Genomic DNA, 24,508 nt, shown 5'->3' with positions numbered 1-24,508 from the left:
TTAATTCAATCCTGCTAAAAAACTGTTAATCTCCTGCTTGGTCTTACGAAGTTTATTGACCAGACGGCCAATCTCTTGACCATTTTCCACGACAATCAGACTAGGAATCCCAAAAATATCCCATTTCTGAGCCAGGGGCATAAAGGCGTCGCGATCTACTTGAACAAAGGTAACATGAGGATTGTCGGCTTCTAACTCATCCAAAAACGGATAGAGAAACTGGCAATCGGGACACCAATCCGCTGTGAATAAGAAGACCAAACGGCCATCTTGTTCTAAATAGGCAGCTAATTCTTCGTAAGTTTCTGGTTTAAGCATCTTCTTGCTCCTCACTATAGGAAATATGGCCGTCATCATAGATAAAATCAAGGACGCGGCCATCTTCAAAGACCAGACCGCCTGATAAACTGGAGCCTTCTGTCTCATAATCCTTGATATAGAGGACCTGAATATCCCCCATCTGACTAAAATAAGCTCTAATTTCAGCTACAAGGCGGGCCTGCTTACGGTCAGCCATCTTTTGTTGCAGACCATAGCCCAGAGCTGTCAAGCCTGCTAGACCTGCCAGACCTGTTGTTAGCAGTAATTTCTTATGTTTCATGCCTTTCATTTTATCATAAATAAAGGCCTTTGGCGACAGACAGAATAGGACTGACCAACCAGCTTTATGCTAAAATAAGACTAAGAAAGTGAGGACGCAATGACAGACTTATTTACAAAAATTCAAGAAGTGACAAATCTTAAGCTTGGCTGGTCATGAAAGCCAAGTGAGAGACTATCTGCGTCAGGCTATTGAACCTCATGTCGACAGAATTGAAACCGACGGTCTGGGAGGACTCTTTGGGATCAAAGAAAGTGCAAGGTCTGATGCTCCGCGAGTCATGGTGGCTGCCCACATGGACGAAGTCGGATTTATGGTCAGTGAAATCAAGGAAAATGGGACTCTGAGAGCTGTAGCTATAGGAGGATGGAATCCATTGGTTCTCTCCTCGCAGCGTTTTACTTTAATCACGCGCTCGGGTCAGAAGTTACCGATTATTTCAGGATCAGTTCCTCCACATTTCTTGCGGGGACAAAATGGTCAGACTAACCTACCAGCCGTTGCTGATATTATCTTTGATGGCGGCTTTAGTGATAAGAATGAGGCGCAAAGCTTTGACATTACTCCCGGTGACATTATTGTGCCGGATAGTCAAGCTATTCTGACAGCCAATCAAAAAAACGTCATCAGCAAGGCTTGGGATAATCGCTATGGAATTCTCATGGTGACTGAGCTCTTAGACAAGCTGAAAACAAGCCAACTGGACAATACCCTGATTGCTGGTGCCAATGTTCAAGAGGAAGTTGGTCTGCGCGGAGCTCATGTTTCAACGACCAAGTTTGACCCTGAACTCTTTTTTGCCGTTGATTGCTCACCGGCAGGCGACGTTTACGGTGGCCAAGGTAAAATCGGTGACGGTACCTTGATTCGTTTCTACGATCCAGGTCATGTTATGCTGGCTAATATGCGAGACTTCCTTTTGACAACAGCTGAAGAAGCCGGCATCAAGTACCAGTATTATGCAGCCAAGGGCGGTACTGATGCTGGAGCTGCCCACCTACAAAACAGCGGGGTGCCTGCGACTACCATTGGTGTTTGTGCTCGCTACATCCACTCCCACCAAACTCTCTACAATATAGACGACTTCTATCAGGCTCAGGCTTTCTTGCAAGCAATTATTAGAAAATTGGATCGCTCCACAGTCAATCTAATCAAAAACTATTAAGGAAAGGGACTTTGCTAACGCAACTGGTTAGGCTGCAGGCTGCAAAGTCTTGGTTATCAGCTATGAAAATTGGATTTATCGGCCTTGGAAAGATGGCCACAGCTATCATCAAGGGGCTAGAGAAAACAGACTTTGATCTTTTAGTGACCGGGCGTGACCCGCAAAAAACAGCCCGTCAAGCTGAACAATTGGGAGTCAGAGCCTTGGCAAAACAAACTGATTTAGTTGCAGAGGCCGATCTCATCATTTTGGGAGTCAAGCCTCAGGTCTTGCCTACTGTTCTTGAACCCTTGGACTTTCATCAGCCCATCATATCCATGGCAGCTGGGGTCAGCCTAAGACGCTTGGCCGAGCTAACCGACCCTAGCCTACCTCTGATTCGGATTATGCCTAATATCAATGCCCAGATTTTGCAGAGTACCACAGCCATCTGTGCCAATCAGTATGTTGATGAGGAAGTTTGGGACTTAGCTACAACCATCACCGATTGTTTCGGGTCTACCTTTGCAATTGCTGAGAAGGATTTTGATACTTTCACTGCTTTGGCTGGTTCAAGTCCAGCCTACATCTACCTCTTCATGGAGGCCTTAGCTCTGGCTGGTGTCAAGCATGGCTTTCCTAAGGATCAAGCCCTGAGCATTGTTACACAAACTGTCCTAGCCAGTGCACAGAATCTCAGTCAGGGACAGGAAAGTCCCCATGATTTAATTGATAAGATTGCCAGTCCTGGCGGTACTACCATCGCAGGCTTGGCAGATTTGGAAAAGACTGGTTTAACCGCTTCTGCCATTTCCAGCATTGATGCCACTATCGCTCGAGCTAAAGAGCTCTGAGCCTGACTTAATGTTAATACTCCCCGTTTCTACCTTTGGCTAAATGGGTAGAAGTGAGCCCAGCCTATAAGGACCTTATGACACGAGCCCTAGCAATCAATGCTTTGTCATCGGTGTGTTTTAATGGAGGCTTAGACACGATCCTATAAAACTTGACGTGTTAAATTCAGAGACAGCAGATTTAACGAAGGTCCGCTTTGTCTATTTTGATTTTCTTTAGATATTATCTTTAACAAAACTCCTCAGAAATACTGGTTTCTGAGGAGTTTTAGTATTTTCCTGCCATCAGGCAAGCATCCCGTAAAGTTGGGCCTAGCAGGGGTTACCAATGCGATAGAGCCTAGAATCAGGCGTGCCAGCTATCAATTACATCTAGCCCGCTTAGTCGGACGTTCGCCCTTCAGCTTTTTTCTTTAACCCTTATTGACCTAAGGTCATCAAAATCATGATGAAGGTAGCGTAAGCATTCATAAACATGTGAATAGCGATGCTATATTCAACCCGCTTGGATTGCATCGCCACAAAACCAAAGACCAAGCCCATACCTCCATAGGTAATCCAACCGCCAATATTAGCAGGATCCCGAATGAGATGAATGGCAGCAAAGAGGACGGCCGTCACCAGCCAACCAATCCATTTCCAGTAGCCCTCAAAGCCAAAAACCTTTTCTAAGAGGCACTTGCGGAAAATCAATTCTTCAGTAACAGGAGCGAAAATAACCAAAAAAGCAATCGCTAAATAAAAGGGCATCCCTAAGTTCATCAAGGCATTTTGGTTGGCGCTGGCGCTAGAATGTGTTAACAGTTGTTGAACCAAACTGCCAATAACATTGGTGATAAAAACAGCTGGCAGGGCTAATAAATACCAAGCAAACTTAGTGCTGGTCAAGGATTTAATGGACAGAGGTTCTCTCAAAAACTTAAAGAGTAAAAACAAAAGGAGAGTTGCCAGTAAAAATACAAGTGTAGCCGTTAGAGAGGTTCCTGTCTTGCTTAAGTTTTTCCCAAGGATAAACCAAACTTGGAGAGCATTATCCAGATAAAAAAGTAGGAAGGCTAACAACAGCCATTTCAACTTATTAAAAGCAATTTTAGCAATTTTCATATCTTTTCCTTTCCCATTTAATTACTAACTTGACCTACCAAGGAAGGCTAATCATTTGGTACATGATTAAAACAGAAATAAAATTATTGAGGATATGCAGAACAATACCATATTCCAGCCGTTTGTATTTAAAGGCAAAGAAACCTATAACAGCTCCCATACCAATGTAAGCCAGCGCTGCTCCCCAAGAATCAGGGGTATGCGCCAAACCAAAAGCTAGACTGCCAAAGAGATAGCCCAGCCAAGGATTGCGAAAGAGCTTTTGCTGAATAAAACCACGAAAAATTAATTCTTCAATAACCGGTGCTGTGATAGCCACCGCAATAATCATAAAGAAAGCTGGAACGTAGGACAGCATACTTTCTACAGCCTGTTGGTTGGAAGTATTGGTTTTATCTTCCAGCTGCATGATAAAACTAGCCACCTGCTCAATTCCTGTCACCAAAACATAAGCAAGAATAAGACCAAAAACTAAGATTTTCCAGTTCAGCCTTTTTTTCTTAATAAAATCCCACCTATAAAGGAGCCAAACGGCCAAGGCTAGAGCTCCTAGCTCCACTAGGACAGCTAAACCAACACCAACTGGTCCAGCCGGTAAAAGATGATTGGGATCGGCTTGTCGGCCATACTTTGCTACTGTTTTAACAACAGCTGCAAAGCTAATAACAAGCATCCCTGCTTGCTCAGCCAGAGAGAGGCCAATAGCAAGACCAATCCATTTAAGTTTTTCTAAAAATACTTTCATAATAAATCTCCGTTTTTACAGTGAATTCTCGTCTGAGCGAATAGTCTTATGGGTCAGCATGACATAGATTAGAATACAAAAGTTGATGAGTACAATGACATCAATTAGAACAGCCAGCCAATAAGGTAGATGAAAAATCTGATGTAAGACTATCAAGATTATGTTACCCATGTTGAAATTACTCCAGCGAAAGCGAAACTTACGCTCCTGCGGTGACATTTCCTCTGGCCCCAGTTGCTCCCAGCCTTTTCCCAGCAGTAAGAGAACCACAAAGATCAGCATTACTATCATAAAAATCCCTGTTAAAACCATTAAAAAGTCATTCTGAATGGATTTTGGAGATGTGGAACCCTCACTAAATAGGGTATAGATTATGACAGCAGCTCCTAGCAGTGTTACCAAACCGGTCAAGACTACAGTAGCTTTCTGCCAAAGTTTTAGGTGACCTCGTTTGATCTTTCCAGACATCATTTCCTCTCCTTGTTTTTTCTTGTTTAACAATTTAGAACCTCGCTGACTTCTGCATTACCTGGATTTTCCAGAAATTGGGTAGAGCTCCTCTAATTTCTTACAACACAGGAGGACAAAAAGTAAATCAAGGCAAGACTGGTACAAACCAGTACGTTAACACGTATACCGCTACTAAAGCTAAGACCTGAAAAGTTACTGCCTATTTGATTTTGCTTATGGCAGGACTTCTTCCTTACTCAAATAGCCTAGAATCAGGACTATAAAAAGATACCCTTCAAGAATACTCGCTGCAAGACCAATGGATAAGGAAGATGCCAACAAATCTTGCGATGAAGGTAATTTCTCCTAATAAAGAGGACACGATAAGGGGACAGACAGCCGTGATTGCTGCGCAATTACCCATAAAATATTGTAAGCTCTGAAAATTGCGTATAAAACTAGCTTACTTGTCGTCAAAATCCAATAGCACCTTCGTACAGAACTATAAATTTCTCACTGAAAAAAAACAGCAAATAAGAAGGAGGGCACCATCTTGGACAAGGGCAATCAAATAGCGATAAAGCAACCCAGTCCTCGTATGAAGATTTCAGTAACGACCAGTATTTCCAGACTAACCTAATAGACATGCGCAGTTTTTACATTGTCATAGTATTCTTTTCTTAAAGCTTCATTTAAATTTTGTACCATGATAACATAACAAAGGCCATTCTACAAGGTCATTTTCATAAAAAAATAAGCTCCTGAATATTGTGGTTCAAGAACTTGAAGTTTTTTATGGTTAAAGCTCATCGTTTACAAATCAGTCAAAGCCATTTCGCCATCGAAAATTGTCAGTACTGGCCCGCCTAGCGAGGTTCATGACCAATCGTAAAGATGGCTAAGGTCTTAGGGCCAACATGGGCCGAGATAACTGGTCCCAGCGGCATCATGAGTACCTCAGAAATAGCGGAATTTTCCAGCAATCTAGCCTTGAGATCTTGGGCACTGGCTTCATCGTTAGAATAGGCAACAACAGCAGTGCTGGTTTCCACATCCTGAGTTGCCCGAACCAGCATTTCCTTTATAGCCTTCTTACGCCCCCGCAACTTTGCTAAGGGAACTAGCTTGCCCTCAGCATCCAGCCAAAGCAGGGGTTTGATATTAACTAAACTGCCAATCAGAGCAGAACTCTTAGATAGACGCCCCCCTCGCATAAGGTGATAAAGGTCATCTACTAAAAAGAAGGTTCGCAAGCGAGGCAGAACATCAATAATTTTTGCCTTGACCTCCTCAAGGCTAGCCCCTTGGTCCCGCATTTGAGCGGCGAGGATAGAAAGATAGCCTTCCCCTCCAGCAGCGGCCCTAGTATCAATAATTTCAATGACTGCTTCTGGATAGGTCTCTAGGACCAGATCTTTAGCAATCTGGCTGGACTGGTAAGTCCCTGAAAGAACCGAGGAAAAGGCTAGATAGAGAATTGGCCGCCCTTCTTGGGCATAAGTTTTAAAACTAGCTTCAAATTGACCAACATTAACCTGACTAGTCGTCGGCTGAGCACCAGCTTTCATGGCCTGCAAAAGAAACTCACTTGTCACGCGTTCAGGACCAACCGTGGGATAGGTTTTATCGTTTAAGGTAATGGTTAATCCGAGAATATCAATATCTTGGGCCTGAGCCCAGTTTTCGTCTAAATCGGCAGTCGAATCAGTAATGATTTTAAAAGTCATGCCAACCTCCGTTTTTATGATGGTTCTCTCTCCAAAGACTAGCATAACCGACTTTGAAGCATTTGTAAATGATTTTCTTTCATTAAAAAGCACCGTGCCAATAGTGTTGATTAAATGAAAGAAAATCGGCTTACTCTTCCTGCTCTCTAGTTAAAGATCGTCCAAATAAGATCGGAGTTTGGCGAGCTGTTCGTTATCTAGAGATCCTAGTCGAGGGGTATAGAGATCAATATTTTTAGACATCTTGTCCAAGTTTGACTTGACCACATTAACCCGTTCTTCAAGTTCTCGAGCAGAGACTCGCAGAGCCCCTTGAGAAAAGACCGTCCATTGTTCATTGAGGTCGCTAGTAGCTACTTCGACCCGATTGAGGGGACTGTTCAGCTCAGCAGCCGTCCGCTCGATATAAGAATCAGCTGTCTCATCTTCCTCGGTAAAGATAACTGTCAGAGCGTAGTCATCATATTTCTGGCGGCTGCCAGGAACATACTGAGCATCAAAGACACAGATAATTTCCAAACCTTCAAAACTAGCATAATGGCTGAGTTTCCGTAGCAGAATAGTTCTAGCTGCATCCAGCTGGTTGGTTTTAAAGAGACGATGGGTTTCCTGCCAAAAGGCAATCATATTGTAGCCATCAACTAAAAGAATTTTCTTTTTCACGAAAAGGCCTCCTTTTCTTAGGGAGCTAAAAAGGAGTGGGGAAAATCGGTAAATCGTCGTGAAATGGTGATTTTGATTTTCCTCGCTCTCCCATTTTAAGGCTTAGACTGCTGCCGAACTCTTGTTTTAAGACGGCAGGCTTTGTCAGTCTATCCCCGACTGACAAACTCCACTGGGGCATTTCACGCCCACTTCCGCACAGTTGATATTGGTTTTCTCAAACAGTCTCCCAAACTGTTTGCCCCATCTCTTGCTAAGCAACCACTGCGCTAAGAGTTTATTCCAAAAAAAGGAATATTGGACAAGGTTGTGCCTGACCTCTAAACGGATGGAGATCAGATTTCCATACTTTGCTTAGAGCTTATGCCGAAAAACCTCGTACATGAGGATAGCCGCAGCTACGCTGGCATTTAAACTTTGCACATGACCAGTCATAGGGATAGTAATCATTTCATCCACTTGCCTTTTGAGGTTGGGGGAAATCCCCTTGCCCTCATTGCCGATAATCAGGGCTAGCTTGCCAGCTGTATTCCACTTTTGGCTGGGCGTGCCATCCATATCAGTTCCAAAAATCCAATAGCCAGACTCTTTCAGTTTATCCAAGGTTTGACTGAGGTTGGTCACACGGGCAATGGGGATATGTTCTACCGCTCCCGTTGATGTTTTGGCAACAACTGGAGTAACGCCAACTGCCCGATGCTTGGGGATAATAACACCAGCAACACCAGTCGCATCGGCTGTTCGTAGGATCGAACCAAAATTATGAGGATCTGTCAAACCATCCAAAATCAAAATCAGCGGATTTTCTTTCTGATCTGCCTTGGCTAAAATTGTCGTCAAATCACTATAGGCAAATGCGGAAACCCGCAGGACAAAACCTTGATGGACGGCTCCCTGAGTCATCTCGGACAGAATTTTCTTAGAAGTCCACGAAATAGCAACCTTTTTCTGAGCTGCTAGGGCTTTGATTTTATCGACGTTCTTGCCTCTTAGATCATCTTGAATATAGAGTTTATTACCTGTATTGGCTTCTAGGGCTTCTAGGGTAGCATGAACCCCATAGACCACATCATTGGCTTGTTTTTCTGTCATGACTTAAATACTTTCTTTAATACTTCCCCAACCGTTGAAACTCCAATAACTTCAATGTTTTTTGGGATATCAATCCCATGCAGGGCATTCTTGGGTGCATAGATTTTGGTAAAACCAAGCTTGGCAGCCTCATTGATGCGTTGCTCAATTCGATTGACACGGCGAATTTCTCCTGTCAGACCGATTTCACCGATGAAGGCATCCTGAGCATTGGTCGGTGCTTCCTTGTAGGAGGAAGCAATAGCGACTGCCACCGCTAGATCGATAGCTGGCTCGTCCAGCTTGACCCCACCAGCTGACTTGAGATAAGCATCTTGATTTTGCAGAAGGAGACCGCAGCGTTTTTCCAAGACGGCCATAATCAGGCTAACCCGATTGAAATCGAGTCCTGTCGTGGTTCGTTTGGCATTGCCAAAAACCGTCGGTGTGACTAGGGCTTGAACCTCAGCTAAAATCGGACGTGTTCCTTCCATGGTGACAACAATAGCCGAGCCTGTCGCCCCATCCAAGCGTTCTTCCAAGAAGAGCTGACTAGGATTGAGGACCTCAACCAGACCGCCCGTCTGCATTTCAAAAATCCCAATCTCATTGGTTGAGCCAAAGCGGTTTTTCACCGCCCGCAATATTCGAAAGGTATGATGACGTTCCCCTTCAAAATAGAGAACCGTATCGACCATGTGCTCCAGCATCCGCGGACCAGCCAAGGTCCCTTCCTTGGTGACATGACCCACAATAAAGGTGGCAATATTATTGCTCTTGGCCAGCTGCATAAGCTCAGCCGTCACCTCCCGCACCTGAGAAACAGAACCTTGAACACTGGTAATTTCAGGACTCATGACCGTCTGGATAGAGTCAATAATCAGAAAATCCGGTTTCAGGCGCTCGATTTCAGAGCGGATATTTTGCATATTCGTTTCAGCGTAAATGTAAAATTCATTGTCAATATCGCCTAGGCGCTCACTGCGCAGCTTGATTTGCTCGGCCGATTCTTCCCCTGACACATAGAGCACCGTTCCCTTATTGGCCAGCTGGGTCGAGACTTGCAGCAAGAGAGTTGACTTCCCGATACCAGGATCTCCACCAATAAGAACCAGACTGCCGGGCACGACACCGCCACCGAGGACTCGGTTAAACTCCTCCATGTTCGTCTTGGTTCTGGCATAATCAATAGAGGAGACATCTTTTAACTTGGTTGGCTTTGTTTTTTCCCCTGTCAAAGACACTCGAGCATTCTTGACTTCCTCGACTTCCTTTTCTTCAACAAAAGAGGACCAAGAGCCACAGTTAGGACAACGCCCCAGATATTTGGGGGAATTGTAACCACATTCCTGACAGACAAAGATTGATTTTTTCTTAGCGATCGTTATCGTCCTCCTTCTGCTTGCTTATCGGCCTGTGCTACCAAAACCACCTGAGCGAACTCCCACTGCCTGATCACCATCTGCTACCAGATAGGGGGCAAAGACAGCTTGGACAATGCGGTCCCCAACTTCCAAGGTCACCATTTTATCCGTGATATTTTGCATTTGCGCAAAAATATGCCCTTCATTATTGGGATTGCCATAGTAGTCACCATCGATAACCCCAACTGAATTGATGAGCACTAAACCCTTTTTACGCGGATTAGAAGAGCGATCATAAAGATAAAGGACTTCTCCCGGCTGCATATAAGCCTTGATCCCTGTTGGCACGAGAACAATTTCTCCCGGTTCAATTTTGGTAGTTTCTGCCACCTTCAGGTCATAACCAGCTGCATGAGCTGTCTCACGTTTGGGTAAGAGATCTTGATTGCTGTAAGAGCTGACCAGCTCAAAACCACGAATTTTTGTCATTACTAACCTCGCATCAGTTTTTACTGTTTCCTATTATACACTAAGATATTCGTCATTAAAAAGGAAAAAGCCAGCCTAGTCTATGAATTTCTCAAGAAAATCTTCGAACAAGCTGGATTAATTGTCCTTGAGTTGATTGGACTAGGACCTTGCGAAAACTGAACCCTCGATTTTGTGATCTGAGGACAGCCTGCCAAAGACCTGCCGCCTTAAAACAAGGGAGCGTAGAGGTCTGATCCTCAAAATGGGAGAGCGAGGAAAATCAAAATCGTCATTTCACAACGATTTACCAATTTTTTATACGTAATCTTCAGAGATTACAATGCTTTGTGGGTGAGGGCTAAGCTATCATGACTGTTTGTCCACTCCTCATCAGTCATTTGAATTATTTAACTTGCTTTTGTCCGTGGTATCTTCATTTTATGATATAATGAAAGTGATACTATGATATGGAGACCTATTATGACAAAACAAAAAGTTGCTGTCTTGGGACCGGGTTCTTGGGGGACTGCTCTCGCTCAGGTACTGAATGACAACGGGCATGAGGTCCGCATTTGGGGAAATATCCCCGAACAGATTGATGAAATCAATGACCAGCATACCAATACCTTGTATTTCAAGGATGTTGTGCTGGATGATAAGATTAAAGCTTACAAGGACCTAAGGCAAACTTTGGATGGCATTGATGCAATTCTTTTTGTAGTACCAACCAAGGTGACACGTCTAGTAGCTAAACAGGTAGCTGAAATTCTCGACCACAAGGTTGTCATCATGCACGCTTCTAAAGGCTTAGAGCCTGGTACCCATGAACGCCTATCAACCATTCTGGAAGAAGAGATTCCTGCTGATTTACGCAGCGAAATCGTGGTTGTTTCTGGACCAAGTCATGCTGAAGAAACTATTGTCCGTGATATCACTCTGATTACAGCCGCTTCTAAAGATTTGGAAGCTGCTAAATATGTTCAGGCTATCTTCAGCAATCATTACTTCCGCCTCTATACCAATCAAGACGTTATTGGAGTGGAAACAGCTGGGGCTTTGAAAAATATCATTGCCGTTGGAGCTGGTGCTCTGCATGGTATGGGGTATGGTGACAATGCCAAGGCAGCTATTATCACTCGTGGCTTGGCTGAAATCACTCGTCTGGGTGTTAAGATGGGAGCCAATCCTCTGACCTATAGCGGTCTGTCTGGAGTCGGTGATTTGATTGTTACTGGGACTTCTGTTCATTCTCGCAATTGGCGGGCCGGTGATGCCCTAGGACGCGGTGAAAAATTAGAAGATGTTGAGCGCAACATGGGGATGGTAATCGAAGGCATTTCAACGACAAAGGTGGCCTATGAATTGGCCCAGCAACTCGGCGTCTATATGCCAATCACCACAGCTATTTATAAGGCTATCTATGAAGGTGCTGATTTTAAGGAATCCATCTTTAATATGATGTCTAATGAACTGCGTTCAGAAAATGAATGGCAGGAAGATAAAAAATAAACTAAAAGAATAAATAAGAAGGAAATGAAAGACAGTATGACTAAAGTAAGAAAAGCCGTCATTCCAGCTGCCGGGTTAGGAACTCGTTTCTTGCCAGCAACCAAGGCCTTAGCCAAGGAAATGTTACCAATTGTAGACAAACCGACTATTCAATTTATTGTTGAAGAGGCCCTCAAATCAGGGATTGAAGACATCTTGGTGGTAACCGGTAAAGCCAAACGCTCCATCGAAGACCACTTTGACTCTAACTTTGAATTAGAATACAACTTGGAGCAGAAGGGCAAAACTGACCTACTTAAATTGGTTAATGACACAACGGCTATTAACCTCCACTTTATCCGCCAGAGTCACCCACGCGGTCTTGGAGATGCTGTCCTGCAAGCCAAAGCTTTCGTTGGAAATGAACCCTTTGTCGTTATGTTAGGTGATGATCTGATGGACATTACCGATGACAAAGCTGTTCCTTTGACTCAGCAGCTCATCAATGATTATAAAGAAACTCACGCCTCCACTATCGCCGTTATGCCTGTCCCTCACGAAGATGTTTCTGCCTACGGGGTCATTGCTCCCCAAGGTGAAGGGCATAAGGGCCTGTATTCCGTTGAAACTTTTGTCGAGAAGCCAGAACCCGAAGAGGCTCCAAGTGACTTAGCCATCATCGGGCGCTACCTCCTGACACCGGAAATTTTTGAAATCTTGGAAACCCAAGCGCCGGGAGCAGGCAACGAAGTTCAATTAACCGATGCCATTGATACCCTCAATAAAACCCAACGCGTCTTTGCGCGTGAATTTACCGGTAAACGCTATGATGTCGGCGATAAGTTTGGCTTTATGAAAACTTCCATTGATTATGCTTTACAGCATCCTCAAGTTAAAGATGATCTTAAAGATTACATCATTAAACTGGGGAAAGAACTGTCTGGAAAGCAAGAAGACTAAAATTTATAACAAATCAAAAGGCTTGAAGTGATATGCTTCAAGCCTTTTTGTAAAATCAGCCACAAGTAATTTGGGCTGGATCTCATTATAGTGCATGGTTACTTTACTATACTAGTGGTACCTTCCTTGCCTATCATAATATAAGAGCAAAACGTATCAAACAAGCGTTCACAAAAACCTCTTTTATTCTTCTAAAATTATTTGGAAAGATAATAATACAATTTCATATCACATCCTCTCTTCTTTCATTTAGTTATTACTAAGTACGCTACAAAGAGCCCCACCTTAACGAATGGGGCCTTTGTAGTATTTGACGATTTTGTTAAAAGTTGGGCAATTCTATTAAATCCTACTCAAAGAAAATTAAGGTGGACAGGATCTAAGGTTCAGGCCATTCTTTGTCCGACAAATTGGAGTCAACAACGCAACGTATCGTTTTGATTCTTAAAGAGAAGCCGTAAATTATAGCTTAGCAAGATAGGCCAAAAGGTCAGTGTAATCTACCTTTGCGAAATCACTGACATCAAATTCAAATAGTTGGCCTAGTTGAAAATGATTGTAATCTCTCTTCTTGAGGATATCCCAAAATTCGTTTTTTGTAATATGATTGTCTGCTAATTCGCGCTGGAATAACTGGTCGCCGTAGTGATAATGCGTCATAATATGGCTCAGATGCCTGCTGGCTTCGCGATCTCTGTGATAGCGTCTTTGCCATAGAACTTCAAAATCAGCGACCAAGCGAACGGTAATGATTTCGTATGAATAACGATCAGCTAACGTTAGCAAAGCAGGCTTTTGTTTGTCGGAAAAAGGATACTCACTGACAACAATCTTCTTACCGACCATCATATAAGCCTCCAAAGCTTGGTAATAAGATTTCCAAACAGTGGTTTCCAAAGCCGCCTTTTCTTCTAAACTGTTAAATCCTTTGCTGTCAGCAATTGCCTCTTTTAGTTCATCAGGTGTTATTTTGTATAAGCTTGGCTGAATTTTTTCAATTAAACCGACTAAATAAGATTTTCCTGTCGCCGGCGGACCAGCTATTAAAAGTAAGGTTTCTTTCATTGACTCCTCCTATTTTAGAGGACTGTCACTATTCATAAAGAGGCTTAGTTTGTGTTTAACAATCTCCTTAACCTTATCATTGCATGGAATAATATTGTAACGCAGGGATTTATTAACCTCAGTTGCTCCAAACGTTTCCTTAGCAACCGCTGTCCAGCCGACCAATAGTTCAGTTCCAACATTGAATTTTCTAATCCCATTATTAATTAATTCTGGATAATCCTCTTCTTTGACACCCGTTCCTCCATGTATAACAAGCGGAACATCAACAAGACTGTGAATTTCTTTTAGTAGAGGAATCTTGACATTGGTTTTAGATTTAAATTGGCCATGGTTTGTCCCAATCCCGACAGCTAAGGCATCAACACCAGTTTCTGCTAAAAATCGAACAGCATCATTAGGTCTCGTATATTCTTTATCATCTTCAGAAACCGAGATACCTTCTTCTGTTCCCCCAATAGTGCCCAGTTCTCCTTCTACAGAAACGCCTCTAGCATGCGCATAATCAACGACTGCTTTGGTTTTTGCAATATTTTCTTTAAAGGGGAGATTTGAACCATCGAACATAACACTTGAATAGCCGGCTTCAATAGCAGCTCTAATTGCATCAAAATCTCTGGCGTGATCCAAGTGAAGAGCAACATCAACCAAATCGTTATTGGCTAACTGCTTGCACACCGCTACAATGACATCATAGCCAATGTATTGGGCTGTTGCTACACTGGTTTGAATCACTATTGGCAGTCCAACTTCTTGGGCACCTCTGATCATGCTAGGAAGCATCTCTAAATTATGCATATTAAAGGCACCGACAGTCATATTTAATTGGTCTGCCTTATCTGTAATTTCTTTTAAGGTTTTATACATCTTTAATCCTCCTTAGCTGTTAGGGTCACTTTTTTAGCGATATTTCGCATATCATCCATTTTCCCCATATAGTACTCTATCAATTCATCATCATGAGAACGGGCTGCTTCTCTTCTTTTTTGATTGTAAAGTGACATCAGTTTTTTATAACCGTCTCCCATAGATAATTTAATGGACAGGCTCTTTTCAAGATTTTTAATTGCCTCCTCTTCTTGAGACACTTGGGCATAGAGCAAACCTAACTTTTCGAAATATTGAGCATCGTCTAGGTGCTCTTCTTTTACCTGCAGCAAGTCTTCAAGTTCCTGCTTAAACTTTTCGAGCTCTTCCTCACTGTATTTTGGGAGAGCAGTTTGGCTTTCTGGACTAGGTTTAGGGATTTTCTTTAAAAATTTGAACACGGTTATCCTCCTTTCTTAAGCTGATAGGTTAGCTAAAACATTTTGAAAATGGGACTTAAGATCCAGTAATAGAGGAGAGCTGCTGTAACCGTATCAACATCAGTAGCTGTTGCATTGACAAAGCCTAATGAACTAAAGGCTGTAACCAATAAGGCGGGCAAAAGCGTGATGAAAAAGCCATGAGCAACCCCTCCAATAATCGCTCCTCTGCGTCCACCTACAGCATTTCCAAATACCCCAGCGGTGCCGCCAGCAAAGAAATTGGTCAACATTCCTGGGAGAATCATGGCCAATCCAAATACTGGCAGAATAAACATGGCTACGATGGTACCAATAGTTGTTGTAATAAAACCTAGGATGACAGCGTTAGGAGAATAAGGGAAGAAGACTGGGCAATCCAAAGCAGGAATAGCATCTGGAACCAGCTTCATCGCAATACCGCGGAAGGCAGGAACAATTTCCCCAAGTAGGAGGCGAACACCTGCAAGCAAGACATAGATCCCAACAACAAACTGAATAGACTGCAAGAAAGCATACATTAAATAGTTTTGACTGCCAGTATTAACCGCTCCTGATCCTGCAAAGGCTGCTGTAATGAGATATAGCGGAACCATAACCACCATTACAGACAGGTAAGTATCTTGCAAAAACTCAAAGGATTTAGGCATTTCGATGTCCTCAATAGACTTCTTTTTGTCTCCACGTTCTCCAAAAATTTTTGCTACCCCAGCTTCAAATAAGTAACCAATGGTACAAAAATGTCCAAGAGCAATATCATTATTACCGGTTACTTTACGAATAATCGGCTGAGCTAGGGCAGGCATGGCGACTGCGAAAATTCCTCCAACAATACCACCAATCACAATTAGTAAGAAGCCTCGTAAGCCAGCAAAATAACCAAATACCGTGGTCATGGTAGCCATCCAGAGTAAGGCTTGACCAGTTAAAAAGATATAGTTCCACTTTGTAAAACGGGCAATTAAAATATTAACAATAAAGATGGCCAGAAAAGTTAGAGCTATCTCTCTTCCCAAACCAAGATCATTCATCGCTTGACCATTAATAGCCTCAATAGAAGGGACAATACCGTGGGTATGGAATCCCTTTTGAAAAATTTTGCCAAAGTAGGTTAAACTGGAAACAATAATATTAGAACCCGCACTCAAGACTTGAAAACCGAGCAGCGTCTTTAAAGTCCCTGAAATAATTTGACCTATGGATTTTTTCTGTAGGATCAACCCAAGCATAGCAATTAAGGCAATCGTAATTGAGGCCTGGGTCAAAATATTATTGATAATAAAATTAATGACTCCCATAGTGTTACCTCCTTTATGGTAATGACCTAGATGAAGTTACGTTCTCGCAAAACCGGCAGTAATTTTTCTTCTATTTCCTGACTGGAAACAATATTCTTCAAAAAAACCAAGGCCGTTTTTTCTGGGTCAATTGAAAATTGGGCAAATTGTTTTTCAAAATTCTGAGCAGTGATGATAACATCAGGACCAACAGAAGCGGCTGTCGAAATATCAACATGATCCAATTTAGCGTCTATACCGTATTTATTTAGGACATCCTCTGCAGCCATTTGAGCAGCAAAGCTAGAACCTAATCCTGCTCCACAAACAAACAGGATATTTAATTTTTTAGCCATATTATTTTTCCTCCTCTGAATCATCTGTAAACAAAATTTTTTAACCATTTGAATATTTGAGGCGTCAGCTAGTTTTTTCAAATTATCTTCCTTTCTAATTAGGCTGACTAAACTCTTCATAATATTTAAATGCGAATAGGAATCTACCGCAGATAAGCAAAAAATAACTTTCACAGGGTCGTTGAATTCGTGACCAAAGTGAACGGGAGTTTGAAAAATAGCCAGACTTAACCCCAGCTGATTTGCACCGTCCTCTGGCCGAGCATGCGCTAAAGCCAGATGAGGACCAATCACAATATAAGGGCCGTACTTTTTGACATCCTCGATCATGGCCTGAACATATCCTTCGGTGATATTCTTTTTCTCCAATAACGGCTTTGCCACCTGCTCAATGGCCTCCTGCCATGTAAAATCTCCCTTTTCAAACAAGATATTATCATCAGATAGCACATCTTGAATCATAGGCTGTACCTCCTTTTGATTGATTGTTAGCCTAGCCCATTTTTCCGAAATAGGTTCTCCAAATCGTTGTAAAAATTTTTAGTCAACTTTCCAAACTGGGATTCTATCGTTTTGAGCAGAATTTGGAACATTTCTGTATAGTCGCTTTTCCTCGTAATCAACCTTTGATGCTGTCGATTCGCTTCTAAAAAATTGTGAACCATCAGTTTTGTTTCCTCATTGAAAATAGTATCCATAATCATGATAGGCTTGGCTTTATAATTCAGTTTTACTGTTGAAAAAACTAGATCAACATCAAATTTTTCGACCAAGTCAATCTCGCGGCTGCTTAAAACGGCTAGAACTTCTATATTGAAGTACTCTTTCAGGTTTTCTGCCAACAAACGACCGGTTGCAATCCCATGGTTACAAATGACAATGGCACGATACCAATACTGATTATTCTGGTTAATTTCGCTCAAAGCTGTAGAAAAATGAATGGTTAAAAAGGCAATCTCATCATCAGTAATAATCCCACCAAGTTGGTCCTGCTCTCTTCTTAAAAATTTTTCAAGAACGGCATATACGACACCATACGTTTGCTTGATTTTATCTTTAAGAGGATTGACCAATTGGAGACCGTTTTTAATGCGGTCAACCATGCCAATCATATGACTGTATAGGGCTTCTTGTAACTGAACTTCCTTTTTATTAAAAGGAATGCCTGTTTCTTCCTCCACAAACTGGATAAGCTGCATGATTAATAGTTGAAGATCCAGCCAATTGGAGGGATGATACGTTTTTTCCTTATTCAAACTATTCAGTAAGAAATAGATATAACGCTCTTCCTCTGTGCTAGCTCCAACTTTAAACTCACTCGCAACCCTACTGATATAAGCTGAAATGCGATCATTTTTCTCTCGGCGACTCTCGCTTTTACTAGAAGGCGAAATGTAGTGACCACGACTGAGACGATTAATCCAAATATAAGTCAAGAGGTTAAAGTTTATCCGATAAGGACTCACTTCCACCTGCGAAATGACATTACTGTATATGGTGTCTAAATGATGCAACCGTTCTTTATTAACATATTTATAAACAAGCTCTTTCTTCCCTTGTTCCTCAGCTACTAAAACTGAACTCACAATAGAAAAAAGCATGGTCCTGATAAATTGTTCTTTGCCCTGAAACTTGAACCCTTGCTTAGGTAAGCTGATAACTTTTATTTGGTAATAGGCTAAATTTTTTCTTACCTGCCGAATATCTTCATCAATAGAAGATTTTGACACCTGATAACATTCCTCCTTTTTCTTTAAAAAGACGGGCGCGTCTCCAAAGGCTATATCCAAAATTAAATCTAATACTCTTTCTTCTCGGCTAAGATACTTGAAGCCTGAATGTTGGCCAATAAAAGCCATTAGCCGTTCTCTGTCAAACTGAGATAGATTTAATTCTAGCCCCTTGGAGCGGATGGCATTTACTAAAGGTAGCTGACATTGTCTCAACAACTCGTTTATAACCCTTATTTCATTACGAATGGTTCTTTCACTAACCTTAAATTCTGTTGAAAGATACCTGACCGTTAGCGGAATTTCAGAGTCTAACAAGCGATTCAAGATGGCATGCGTTCTGTCCTTCATACGATTCTTTCTCCCATCTGTTTCAATTATAAAGCGTTTTCATCGTATTAAAAAGTAGATGTTTTTTCCAAAATAAATGGCAAAAACCTCCACCTTTTCTGATTGATGAAGGTTGATTTAAAAAAATCAGACTTGAAATCAAGCCTGATTGACTGTAATATTTTTAATCACTAAACAGCTGAATGATTGAGCCCGACCCCAGTTGGACCTTGTTTGGAGCCAAAACATGCAAGGTGCCAGGCAGACTCCCTTCTCTATCACCATCGAAGGCAATCGTGATATGCCCTAGGTTGACTAGATTCTTTTCAACGACCTCACCAACAGAGGTGATGGGAAAATCCTCTCCATCAACAACTAGGCGACCGCCAACTTTGATTGGGCCAGTTAAATGCTTATTATCAATTGTGAAGCAGTATTCCGCCAAATCCTGCGGGGCTCCTTCTCCAAAGAGAATCATCATATCGGCCCCGTCAATCATCCCTTGGGCCTCTGGACCAACTTCAAGTACTTTTGTTTCAAATATCTTCGCCATGCGGACCTCTTTTCTAACTTACCTTTCTTATTGATACAAACCGATGCTGGCCAGCCAAGCGACGATAACACGAGGAACACCGCTTAAGAAACGAGAATACAGGACAGACGGCACCCCGACTTCAACTGTTTCAGCGTTAGCTTCAGACAAACCGAGAGCTACTGGAATAAAGTCACAGCCATTCTGAGTATTAATAGCAAATAAAGCTGGCAAGGCCATTTGTGGAGGAATATGACCCTTACCGATTTCAACACCAATCAGGGTCCCGATAATTTGGGAGATTACGGCTCCTGGCCCCAAAAGGGGAGAGAGAAATGGTAGGGAGCAAATAAATCCAATGAGAATTAGCCCCCAAATATTGCCAGCTAGAGGTATCATCAGCTTAGCAATCCAGTTCCCGATTCCCGAACCATTGATAATACCAATCAAGAGTGACACAAAAGCCATGAAAGGGAGAATGGTATTTAACATGGTTTGGATTGCTTCACGCGCAGCCTGATTAAAAACAGCTACAACCTTACCAGCTCCCATACCAATTCGGGCCACAAAGCTCGTTTCGGCCCGTTGCTCTGTAATTTTTTTACTGGTATCATAAGTACTTGTCGATGTGCTTTCAGGACTAGCAGCGACAGACTGGTTAGTTTGCCCAACTGCATCGGTAGCAGTGATTTGATTGAGACCTACGGCTGAAACATAGATATCTTCTGTAATGTATTGGGCCAGTGGTCCGCTTTTACCAGTAGCCACAATATTGATAGTTGGAATGCCCTTTTTTGGATAGATACCGCATCGAAGAGTCCCACCACAATCAATAATCGCAAGGGCGATTTCTTCATCTGGAATAGAAGTCTTAAAACCATTGACAGCTTCCATCCCGGTTAATTCAACGATTTTATCCACAATGTCTGGCTTTTCTCCGCCACCTGTGATATAGATAAATTTATGTTTTTCGTCCGTTGGGGTAATAACCAAAGGGCCGCCGAAACCACCATTCCCTTTGACAACCTGTATACTTCTGTAACTCATAAGAAACCTCTTTCTCACTCACATCAATTGTTCAATGACTTGCTCAAGCTAACACCTTGTTGCTTACAAACCCAAGCGGTTGTGAAGTCGGTAATCCAGCCAGTAAAGAAATTCATAATAATCCCCACCAACATATAGCGGATAGCCAGATCCATCTGGCTCAATCCCAAGGTTTTAATACCTGAGGCAATCCCTAACCAAACGAAGAGCTCACCTGGATTGATATGAGGAAAAACACCGTTCGAGGTGTGACAGAATTGCATTTGTGAGGCAACATAGCTAGGCTTATAATATTCTGGCATGAAGCGCCCCATGCTGATTGCCATAGGGTTCCCCAGCATGAAAGCCGAGATAAAGGGCAAAATCATGTAACGACTGATCGGGTTACTGGCAGAAATTGCAGCCAGCTTATTAACCCTTTCTTCACCTAGAAGAGCAATCAAGGCGTTCATGGCAACCAGAAGCATGAGGACAACCGGAACAATACTTGTCATCCAAGACATGAAGGTGTCACCGCCTGACTGAAAGAGCTTCATAAAGCCCTCAGCAAATTTTGTAACGTAATTCATAAGAAACTCCTTATATGATCTTTTAGTTTTGTATGTGATGATTTTAAACACTCAGTTAAATTTACTGTATATGATTTTTCAAGCGGGCTAAGAAGAGTTTGGCGCGCAAACCGAGTTCTGAAAACGGACTAGATTGTGGAGCATCGCGATAAACACCAGCCTCGGTTTTTAAGAAGACATCCCGAGCATCTTCAATGGCCGCCTGCAGCAATTTATTCTCTTGGCGAACCAAAGGATTATAGTGATCAAAGTAATGGATGTCCTGACCAAGATAAGCTGGCATAGGTTTAAATTTAGCTGCTATCGTGACTCCTTGCATTTTTTGAGCTTCTAGGACCGTCCCCTGCTTATCAATAGCAAACATGACAATGGTTCCAGCCTTAATCCGACCCGAATTACGACCAATCGCAACACGGCCTTTTTTCCGCAATCTGGCATAAACTTGGTTGAAATGTTTCAGTTGTCGCAGGCCTAAGATTATTTGCACAAGGTAGGCAAATACCACAAAGACTGCAAAAGTATAGATATAATTCATTAGAATACTCCTTTGCTTTTGGCGAAATCGAGAAAATCTTCCTGAGTTTCAACCAACTTCAACTCATCCTTAATGGACTGATCACTAGCAATGCGGAAAATATCATCATAAAGATCTAAGAGCTCTGTCTCGGTTCGTTCATCCACCTGCTCAGAAATAGCTACCATGAAGATGAAATCAACCGAATCATCATCGCTTTTGTAGGTCTCCTCTAGCACACCTAACATTAAAATTGTTTGCCTACTCGCTTGATTAATAGCATGAGGAAAAGCAATAGCATTACTAAAAATGGTTGACTGCCTTTGCTCACGACTCAAAATACGCCTTTTAAAATCACTATCGACCAGCCCTTCATCTGCAAGTAACTGACACATTGTTTCTAGATAGTGCAGATAGGACGGACCGGGAGACAACTTGACAAATCTCAGCTGGACGGTCTCCAAACGGCTCTGATGGTAAGCATTAATCTTCTGCCATTCATCCCGCAACCATTGGTCATCAAAGAGATTGCTGATTTTAATAACGGGAGATTTTAACTGTTCTAGTTTTAAAGGAATAGTTGTAAAAATAGCGAAATAATTATCATCGTTTTGCGGATTAAAGCTTTCCTCAGAAAATTGGGTGATCTCAACATCATTTCCTAAGACATGTGTGAGTTGGTGACTGATCATCGCTGCTGTTCCCCGTCCAGTTGTACAAACAACCGCAATTTGAGGACGCAGAGCAGTCTGTTCTAAATCCCGTTCATTTAACACTAATTCGAAATACAGGGCAAGATAACTGATTTCTGAGGGAGCAACCTGATACTTAAAATAGGTCTGCAGCTTTTCGACAGCCACTCGTGACATCTCATAGGCAAAGGGGTACTTTAAACGAATCTCACCATGAAAAATATCGTTAGCTTGAGCGTGAAAAATCAAGCGATTGATCATGAATTTAAAATGTGTTTGTAAGTTTTGGAAGAGCTTGTCTTGATCAAAATCAATATCAAGCGCCTCTTTTACATGGTCAACCATGGACTGATAAATGAGCTTGAGATGATCGGACAAAGAAGGATGATAATCCAGCCCGTCAATAAACTGAATATTGAGCGGGTAACTGAGGAAGTCTTGTTCGTACTGACTCAAAGAGATTTGATAAGTTAATTCCACATGGTAAATTAACTTTGCCATAATCTCAGATTCTCTTAGTTCATTAGTGAAGTAGGGAATCTCATCAGATAGGAAACGCTGGCAATTGATACGCGAGACGGTAATCGCTAAAACTTTTTTGAGCAAATCCTCTGTATTTTTGGGGAGGAGATAGCTTTCTCGGAGCTGATCTAGGAATAATTGAGTCTCATCTTTTAAGTGACTGGATTCAAAATAGGTATAAACATTATCAATGTAAAAGAGTCTGAGATTTAATTCTTTCCCTTCTGCTTCTAAACCTCGATTAGGGGTACCTGTGATAGTGATCTGATAATCGCTAGACAGCTGTTTAACCTTCTTCAAATCTTTATTAATAGTTGAGCGGCTAACCCCCATATCCTCTGCCAAGTCATCAATAAGAAGGGGCTGAGCTGTTTGCAAAAGGCGTTTAATCAAATAGGACACCCGCTTGCTAGAAGAATTGAAATCTGTCTCTTTTCTCAATTGCCCCAATAAAATATCTTCTAAACGAGCATAGTCAAGCACATCTAGATACAAAGTATTATCTTTTTGTCTAATTTGAATATCTTGGTCCAAAATATCGTTTAGCTGTTCAATGCTGCTTTGAAGCGTTTGAGGACTAATCCCAAGCATCTTCCGCATATCATCTACCGAAACATGGTGTTGAGCAACTAGGATATCTAAGATTCGATACCAGCGATTAACTACTGCCACTTTTCCTAATCCTTCTAATTTCATTGAAGACGGGCTGCGGATTGTGCTAAAAAGATGAGTTTTCCTAGAATCTTTAGTGATTCGTCATCGTACTCCACTCCCTATTTTGATTTTATCCGCGGACACCCTCTGTATCTGTTTTTAATTATCTTATCCACGAGTCTTACCTCCGGCCACATTGGTTGTAATTCCAGTGATATAACTCGAGCGATCTGAAATATAGTAAGCAACTAAATCAGCCACTTCACTCAACTTACCGCTACGACCAAGTGGCGTTGTACTCGTTGAAGCATAACCTGCTCGGATGTCATCTACTGTTTTTCCTCTAGTATAACCAAGAGCTTCTTCGTATGCAAGCGTTCTCAGTCCAGTCGCTTCCATAATCCCTGGCGCAATTCCGACAACTCTAACACCGTGCTTACCGAGTTCCTTAGCCCAAGATCGCGTGTAACTGTAGACAGCTGCCTTGGTTGCTGCATAGGCACTTTGACCTTCAGAACCCTCAAGACCTGCTTCAGAGGCCATATTGATGATTACTCCTTGTTTTTTATCAACCAGAATACGACCAACAGCCTGACTAACTAAGAAAACACCCTTTTGATTAATCATTGTCATCTTTTCAAAGGTTGCATCGTCCAGTTCATACTGACCGTGAGGATCCTTAGGATCAACTAGGAGACGAGGAACATTAATCCCAGCATTGTTGACGACTGCATCAACCGTACCAAAACGCTCAAGGACTGCTGCAACACCTGCCTCAACTTCTTGACGCGAAGTCACATCAACCTTCACAAAGAGATAGTGATCATGCTTGACATCATTGTCACTAATATCAAAATTGGCAACGTTAACCTCTAAATCAAGTAATTCTTCTACAATGGCGTGACCAATTCCAGATGAGGCACCTGTAACGATAACCGTTTTTCCAGCGATATTTAACCAATCTTTCATCTTCTTACTCCTTTATTTAAGATATAAAGAGCTTTTAAAAATCTGTATAAAAACGGGAAACTAACACTGTGCCATTAAGGCACAAGGACGTTTATCTTTTTTACTAAGATTTTAGCTCGTGTTTGGTGAACAAGAAACAAGATACTAAACGGTGAAGCACTCCAGAGAAAAATAGAGAACCTGACGATGAATGATAAAAATCCAAGGAAGATTGGTCTTTTTTTCACAAGAGTAGAACGAGTGCATCAGTTTCTTTCTAACTGTATTATAAAGCGCTTACAAAAAATAATTAAGACACTCTTTTTTGCAATTCCATAAAAAAT

At 42.0% G+C, this 24,508-nt stretch carries 25 protein-coding genes and 2 pseudogenes; 4 read left to right on the top strand and 23 right to left on the bottom strand.

Features of this window, described 5'->3' with window-relative positions:
• Together G7Y32_RS06445 and G7Y32_RS06440 are read right to left on the bottom strand one after the other, a co-directional pair.
• Complete coding sequence (locus G7Y32_RS06445) at positions 1–318, bottom strand: thioredoxin family protein (protein WP_165212189.1); 318 nt, start codon at positions 316–318, stop codon at positions 1–3.
• Positions 311–601 carry a DUF4651 domain-containing protein gene (locus G7Y32_RS06440; RefSeq protein ID WP_165212187.1) on the bottom strand — a complete coding sequence of 97 codons (291 nt, stop codon included), beginning with the start codon at positions 599–601 and terminating at the stop codon, positions 311–313. Before G7Y32_RS06440 ends, G7Y32_RS06445 begins: the two co-directional genes overlap by 8 nt.
• 99 nt (positions 602–700) lie before the next feature.
• On the opposite strand from G7Y32_RS06440, the pseudogene pepA reads away from it, so the two are divergent.
• Both pepA and proC read left to right on the top strand, forming a co-directional pair.
• Positions 701–1,766 (top strand): annotated as a pseudogene (gene pepA / locus G7Y32_RS06435) (glutamyl aminopeptidase).
• A gap of 62 nt (positions 1,767–1,828) precedes the next feature.
• The gene (proC, locus tag G7Y32_RS06430) at positions 1,829–2,599 is read left to right on the top strand and encodes a pyrroline-5-carboxylate reductase (RefSeq protein WP_165212185.1); all 771 of its coding nucleotides are present in this window, start codon (positions 1,829–1,831) and stop codon (positions 2,597–2,599) included.
• 420 nt (positions 2,600–3,019) lie between these two features.
• Here proC and G7Y32_RS06425 read toward each other — a convergent pair whose 3' ends face one another.
• The 8 genes from G7Y32_RS06425 to G7Y32_RS06390 form a co-directional block, all read right to left on the bottom strand.
• Positions 3,020–3,703: a CPBP family intramembrane glutamic endopeptidase gene (locus G7Y32_RS06425; RefSeq protein WP_165212183.1), complete on the bottom strand. Its 684-nt coding sequence runs from the start codon at positions 3,701–3,703 to the stop codon at positions 3,020–3,022.
• A gap of 34 nt (positions 3,704–3,737) precedes the next feature.
• The gene (locus G7Y32_RS06420) at positions 3,738–4,448 is read right to left on the bottom strand and encodes a CPBP family intramembrane glutamic endopeptidase (RefSeq protein WP_165212181.1); all 711 of its coding nucleotides are present in this window, start codon (positions 4,446–4,448) and stop codon (positions 3,738–3,740) included.
• 15 nt (positions 4,449–4,463) lie between these two features.
• The gene (locus G7Y32_RS06415; protein WP_165212179.1) at positions 4,464–4,919 is read right to left on the bottom strand and encodes a hypothetical protein; all 456 of its coding nucleotides are present in this window, start codon (positions 4,917–4,919) and stop codon (positions 4,464–4,466) included.
• An 845-nt stretch (positions 4,920–5,764) separates the two neighbouring features.
• The gene (locus G7Y32_RS06410; protein ID WP_004229784.1) at positions 5,765–6,625 is read right to left on the bottom strand and encodes a DegV family protein; all 861 of its coding nucleotides are present in this window, start codon (positions 6,623–6,625) and stop codon (positions 5,765–5,767) included.
• A 150-nt stretch (positions 6,626–6,775) separates the two neighbouring features.
• Positions 6,776–7,288, bottom strand: a complete 513-nt coding sequence (locus tag G7Y32_RS06405) for an NYN domain-containing protein (protein WP_165212177.1) — start codon at positions 7,286–7,288, stop codon at positions 6,776–6,778.
• A gap of 354 nt (positions 7,289–7,642) precedes the next feature.
• Positions 7,643–8,380 (bottom strand): 23S rRNA (guanosine(2251)-2'-O)-methyltransferase RlmB, encoded by a 738-nt coding sequence (rlmB, locus tag G7Y32_RS06400; RefSeq protein WP_165212175.1) that lies wholly within the window; start codon positions 8,378–8,380, stop codon positions 7,643–7,645.
• Positions 8,377–9,741, bottom strand: coding sequence for a DNA repair protein RadA (gene radA / locus G7Y32_RS06395; protein WP_165212325.1), 1,365 nt, complete (start codon positions 9,739–9,741; stop codon positions 8,377–8,379). Before radA ends, rlmB begins: the two co-directional genes overlap by 4 nt.
• A 24-nt stretch (positions 9,742–9,765) precedes the next feature.
• On the bottom strand, positions 9,766–10,212 hold the full coding sequence (locus G7Y32_RS06390; protein WP_165212173.1) for a dUTP diphosphatase: 447 nt from the start codon (positions 10,210–10,212) through the stop codon (positions 9,766–9,768).
• Positions 10,213–10,674: 462 nt separating this feature from the next.
• Between G7Y32_RS06390 and G7Y32_RS06385 the strand changes: the two genes are divergently transcribed.
• Both G7Y32_RS06385 and galU read left to right on the top strand, forming a co-directional pair.
• The gene (locus tag G7Y32_RS06385) at positions 10,675–11,703 is read left to right on the top strand and encodes an NAD(P)H-dependent glycerol-3-phosphate dehydrogenase (RefSeq protein WP_165212171.1); all 1,029 of its coding nucleotides are present in this window, start codon (positions 10,675–10,677) and stop codon (positions 11,701–11,703) included.
• A gap of 36 nt (positions 11,704–11,739) precedes the next feature.
• Positions 11,740–12,642, top strand: coding sequence for a UTP--glucose-1-phosphate uridylyltransferase GalU (galU, locus tag G7Y32_RS06380; RefSeq protein ID WP_165212169.1), 903 nt, complete (start codon positions 11,740–11,742; stop codon positions 12,640–12,642).
• Between the two features lie 462 nt (positions 12,643–13,104).
• Here the strand turns inward: galU and G7Y32_RS06375 are convergent, their stop codons facing one another.
• From G7Y32_RS06375 to G7Y32_RS06320, 13 genes and pseudogenes are all read right to left on the bottom strand, one after another.
• Positions 13,105–13,707 (bottom strand): P-loop nucleotide/nucleoside kinase family protein, encoded by a 603-nt coding sequence (locus G7Y32_RS06375; protein WP_165212167.1) that lies wholly within the window; start codon positions 13,705–13,707, stop codon positions 13,105–13,107.
• A 9-nt stretch (positions 13,708–13,716) separates the two neighbouring features.
• Positions 13,717–14,574 (bottom strand): class II fructose-bisphosphate aldolase, encoded by an 858-nt coding sequence (locus tag G7Y32_RS06370; protein WP_165212165.1) that lies wholly within the window; start codon positions 14,572–14,574, stop codon positions 13,717–13,719.
• 2 nt (positions 14,575–14,576) lie between these two features.
• Complete coding sequence (locus G7Y32_RS06365; RefSeq protein ID WP_165212163.1) at positions 14,577–14,975, bottom strand: tetratricopeptide repeat protein; 399 nt, start codon at positions 14,973–14,975, stop codon at positions 14,577–14,579.
• 32 nt (positions 14,976–15,007) lie between these two features.
• Complete coding sequence (locus tag G7Y32_RS06360) at positions 15,008–16,291, bottom strand: PTS sugar transporter subunit IIC (RefSeq protein WP_165212161.1); 1,284 nt, start codon at positions 16,289–16,291, stop codon at positions 15,008–15,010.
• Between the two features lie 26 nt (positions 16,292–16,317).
• Positions 16,318–16,626: a PTS sugar transporter subunit IIB gene (locus tag G7Y32_RS10400; RefSeq protein ID WP_004225481.1), complete on the bottom strand. Its 309-nt coding sequence runs from the start codon at positions 16,624–16,626 to the stop codon at positions 16,318–16,320.
• A 90-nt stretch (positions 16,627–16,716) separates the two neighbouring features.
• Positions 16,717–17,088: pseudogene (locus G7Y32_RS10395) on the bottom strand (PTS sugar transporter subunit IIA); the annotation flags it as partial.
• 26 nt (positions 17,089–17,114) lie between these two features.
• A complete protein-coding gene (locus G7Y32_RS06350; protein WP_165212157.1) occupies positions 17,115–18,683 on the bottom strand; it encodes a BglG family transcription antiterminator in 1,569 nt (522 codons plus the stop codon).
• Between the two features lie 187 nt (positions 18,684–18,870).
• Positions 18,871–19,239, bottom strand: a complete 369-nt coding sequence (locus tag G7Y32_RS06345; RefSeq protein WP_165212155.1) for a PTS glucitol/sorbitol transporter subunit IIA — start codon at positions 19,237–19,239, stop codon at positions 18,871–18,873.
• 27 nt (positions 19,240–19,266) lie between these two features.
• On the bottom strand, positions 19,267–20,265 hold the full coding sequence (srlE, locus tag G7Y32_RS06340) for a PTS glucitol/sorbitol transporter subunit IIB (protein WP_165212153.1): 999 nt from the start codon (positions 20,263–20,265) through the stop codon (positions 19,267–19,269).
• Positions 20,266–20,288: 23 nt separating this feature from the next.
• Positions 20,289–20,834, bottom strand: a complete 546-nt coding sequence (gene srlA, locus G7Y32_RS06335; protein WP_165212151.1) for a PTS glucitol/sorbitol transporter subunit IIC — start codon at positions 20,832–20,834, stop codon at positions 20,289–20,291.
• Between the two features lie 61 nt (positions 20,835–20,895).
• Complete coding sequence (locus G7Y32_RS06330; protein WP_165212149.1) at positions 20,896–21,369, bottom strand: transcriptional regulator GutM; 474 nt, start codon at positions 21,367–21,369, stop codon at positions 20,896–20,898.
• The gene (locus G7Y32_RS06325) at positions 21,369–23,234 is read right to left on the bottom strand and encodes a BglG family transcription antiterminator (RefSeq protein WP_165212147.1); all 1,866 of its coding nucleotides are present in this window, start codon (positions 23,232–23,234) and stop codon (positions 21,369–21,371) included. The genes G7Y32_RS06330 and G7Y32_RS06325 overlap by 1 nt, the downstream gene beginning before the upstream one ends.
• 150 nt (positions 23,235–23,384) lie before the next feature.
• The gene (locus tag G7Y32_RS06320; protein WP_165212145.1) at positions 23,385–24,185 is read right to left on the bottom strand and encodes an SDR family oxidoreductase; all 801 of its coding nucleotides are present in this window, start codon (positions 24,183–24,185) and stop codon (positions 23,385–23,387) included.
• Between the last annotated feature and the right edge of the window lie 323 nt (positions 24,186–24,508).

The sequence above is a fragment of the Streptococcus tangpeifui genome (genome assembly GCF_011038795.1).
GTDB classification, from domain to species: Bacteria; Bacillota; Bacilli; order Lactobacillales; family Streptococcaceae; genus Streptococcus; species Streptococcus tangpeifui.
The sequence above is the reverse complement of the archived record's forward strand: the minus strand, read 5'-3'. Positions and strand labels throughout refer to the sequence as shown.

Coding starts and splice junctions, on each gene's coding strand:
- G7Y32_RS06320 (WP_165212145.1), bottom strand. CDS start 24,185: ATGAAAGATTGGTTAAATATCGCTGGAAAAACGGTTATCGTTACAGGT.
- G7Y32_RS06415 (WP_165212179.1), bottom strand. CDS start 4,919: ATGATGTCTGGAAAGATCAAACGAGGTCACCTAAAACTTTGGCAGAAA.
- srlA (WP_165212151.1), bottom strand. CDS start 20,834: ATGAATTACGTTACAAAATTTGCTGAGGGCTTTATGAAGCTCTTTCAG.
- G7Y32_RS06360 (WP_165212161.1), bottom strand. CDS start 16,291: ATGGGAGTCATTAATTTTATTATCAATAATATTTTGACCCAGGCCTCA.
- srlE (WP_165212153.1), bottom strand. CDS start 20,265: ATGAGTTACAGAAGTATACAGGTTGTCAAAGGGAATGGTGGTTTCGGC.
- G7Y32_RS06410 (WP_004229784.1), bottom strand. CDS start 6,625: ATGACTTTTAAAATCATTACTGATTCGACTGCCGATTTAGACGAAAAC.
- G7Y32_RS06345 (WP_165212155.1), bottom strand. CDS start 19,239: ATGGCGAAGATATTTGAAACAAAAGTACTTGAAGTTGGTCCAGAGGCC.
- G7Y32_RS06390 (WP_165212173.1), bottom strand. CDS start 10,212: ATGACAAAAATTCGTGGTTTTGAGCTGGTCAGCTCTTACAGCAATCAA.
- galU (WP_165212169.1), top strand. CDS start 11,740: ATGACTAAAGTAAGAAAAGCCGTCATTCCAGCTGCCGGGTTAGGAACT.
- G7Y32_RS06375 (WP_165212167.1), bottom strand. CDS start 13,707: ATGAAAGAAACCTTACTTTTAATAGCTGGTCCGCCGGCGACAGGAAAA.
- G7Y32_RS06370 (WP_165212165.1), bottom strand. CDS start 14,574: ATGTATAAAACCTTAAAAGAAATTACAGATAAGGCAGACCAATTAAAT.
- G7Y32_RS10400 (WP_004225481.1), bottom strand. CDS start 16,626: ATGGCTAAAAAATTAAATATCCTGTTTGTTTGTGGAGCAGGATTAGGT.
- G7Y32_RS06425 (WP_165212183.1), bottom strand. CDS start 3,703: ATGAAAATTGCTAAAATTGCTTTTAATAAGTTGAAATGGCTGTTGTTA.
- rlmB (WP_165212175.1), bottom strand. CDS start 8,380: ATGACAGAAAAACAAGCCAATGATGTGGTCTATGGGGTTCATGCTACC.
- G7Y32_RS06330 (WP_165212149.1), bottom strand. CDS start 21,369: ATGAATTATATCTATACTTTTGCAGTCTTTGTGGTATTTGCCTACCTT.
- proC (WP_165212185.1), top strand. CDS start 1,829: ATGAAAATTGGATTTATCGGCCTTGGAAAGATGGCCACAGCTATCATC.
- G7Y32_RS06440 (WP_165212187.1), bottom strand. CDS start 601: ATGAAACATAAGAAATTACTGCTAACAACAGGTCTGGCAGGTCTAGCA.
- G7Y32_RS06445 (WP_165212189.1), bottom strand. CDS start 318: ATGCTTAAACCAGAAACTTACGAAGAATTAGCTGCCTATTTAGAACAA.
- G7Y32_RS06420 (WP_165212181.1), bottom strand. CDS start 4,448: ATGAAAGTATTTTTAGAAAAACTTAAATGGATTGGTCTTGCTATTGGC.
- G7Y32_RS06385 (WP_165212171.1), top strand. CDS start 10,675: ATGACAAAACAAAAAGTTGCTGTCTTGGGACCGGGTTCTTGGGGGACT.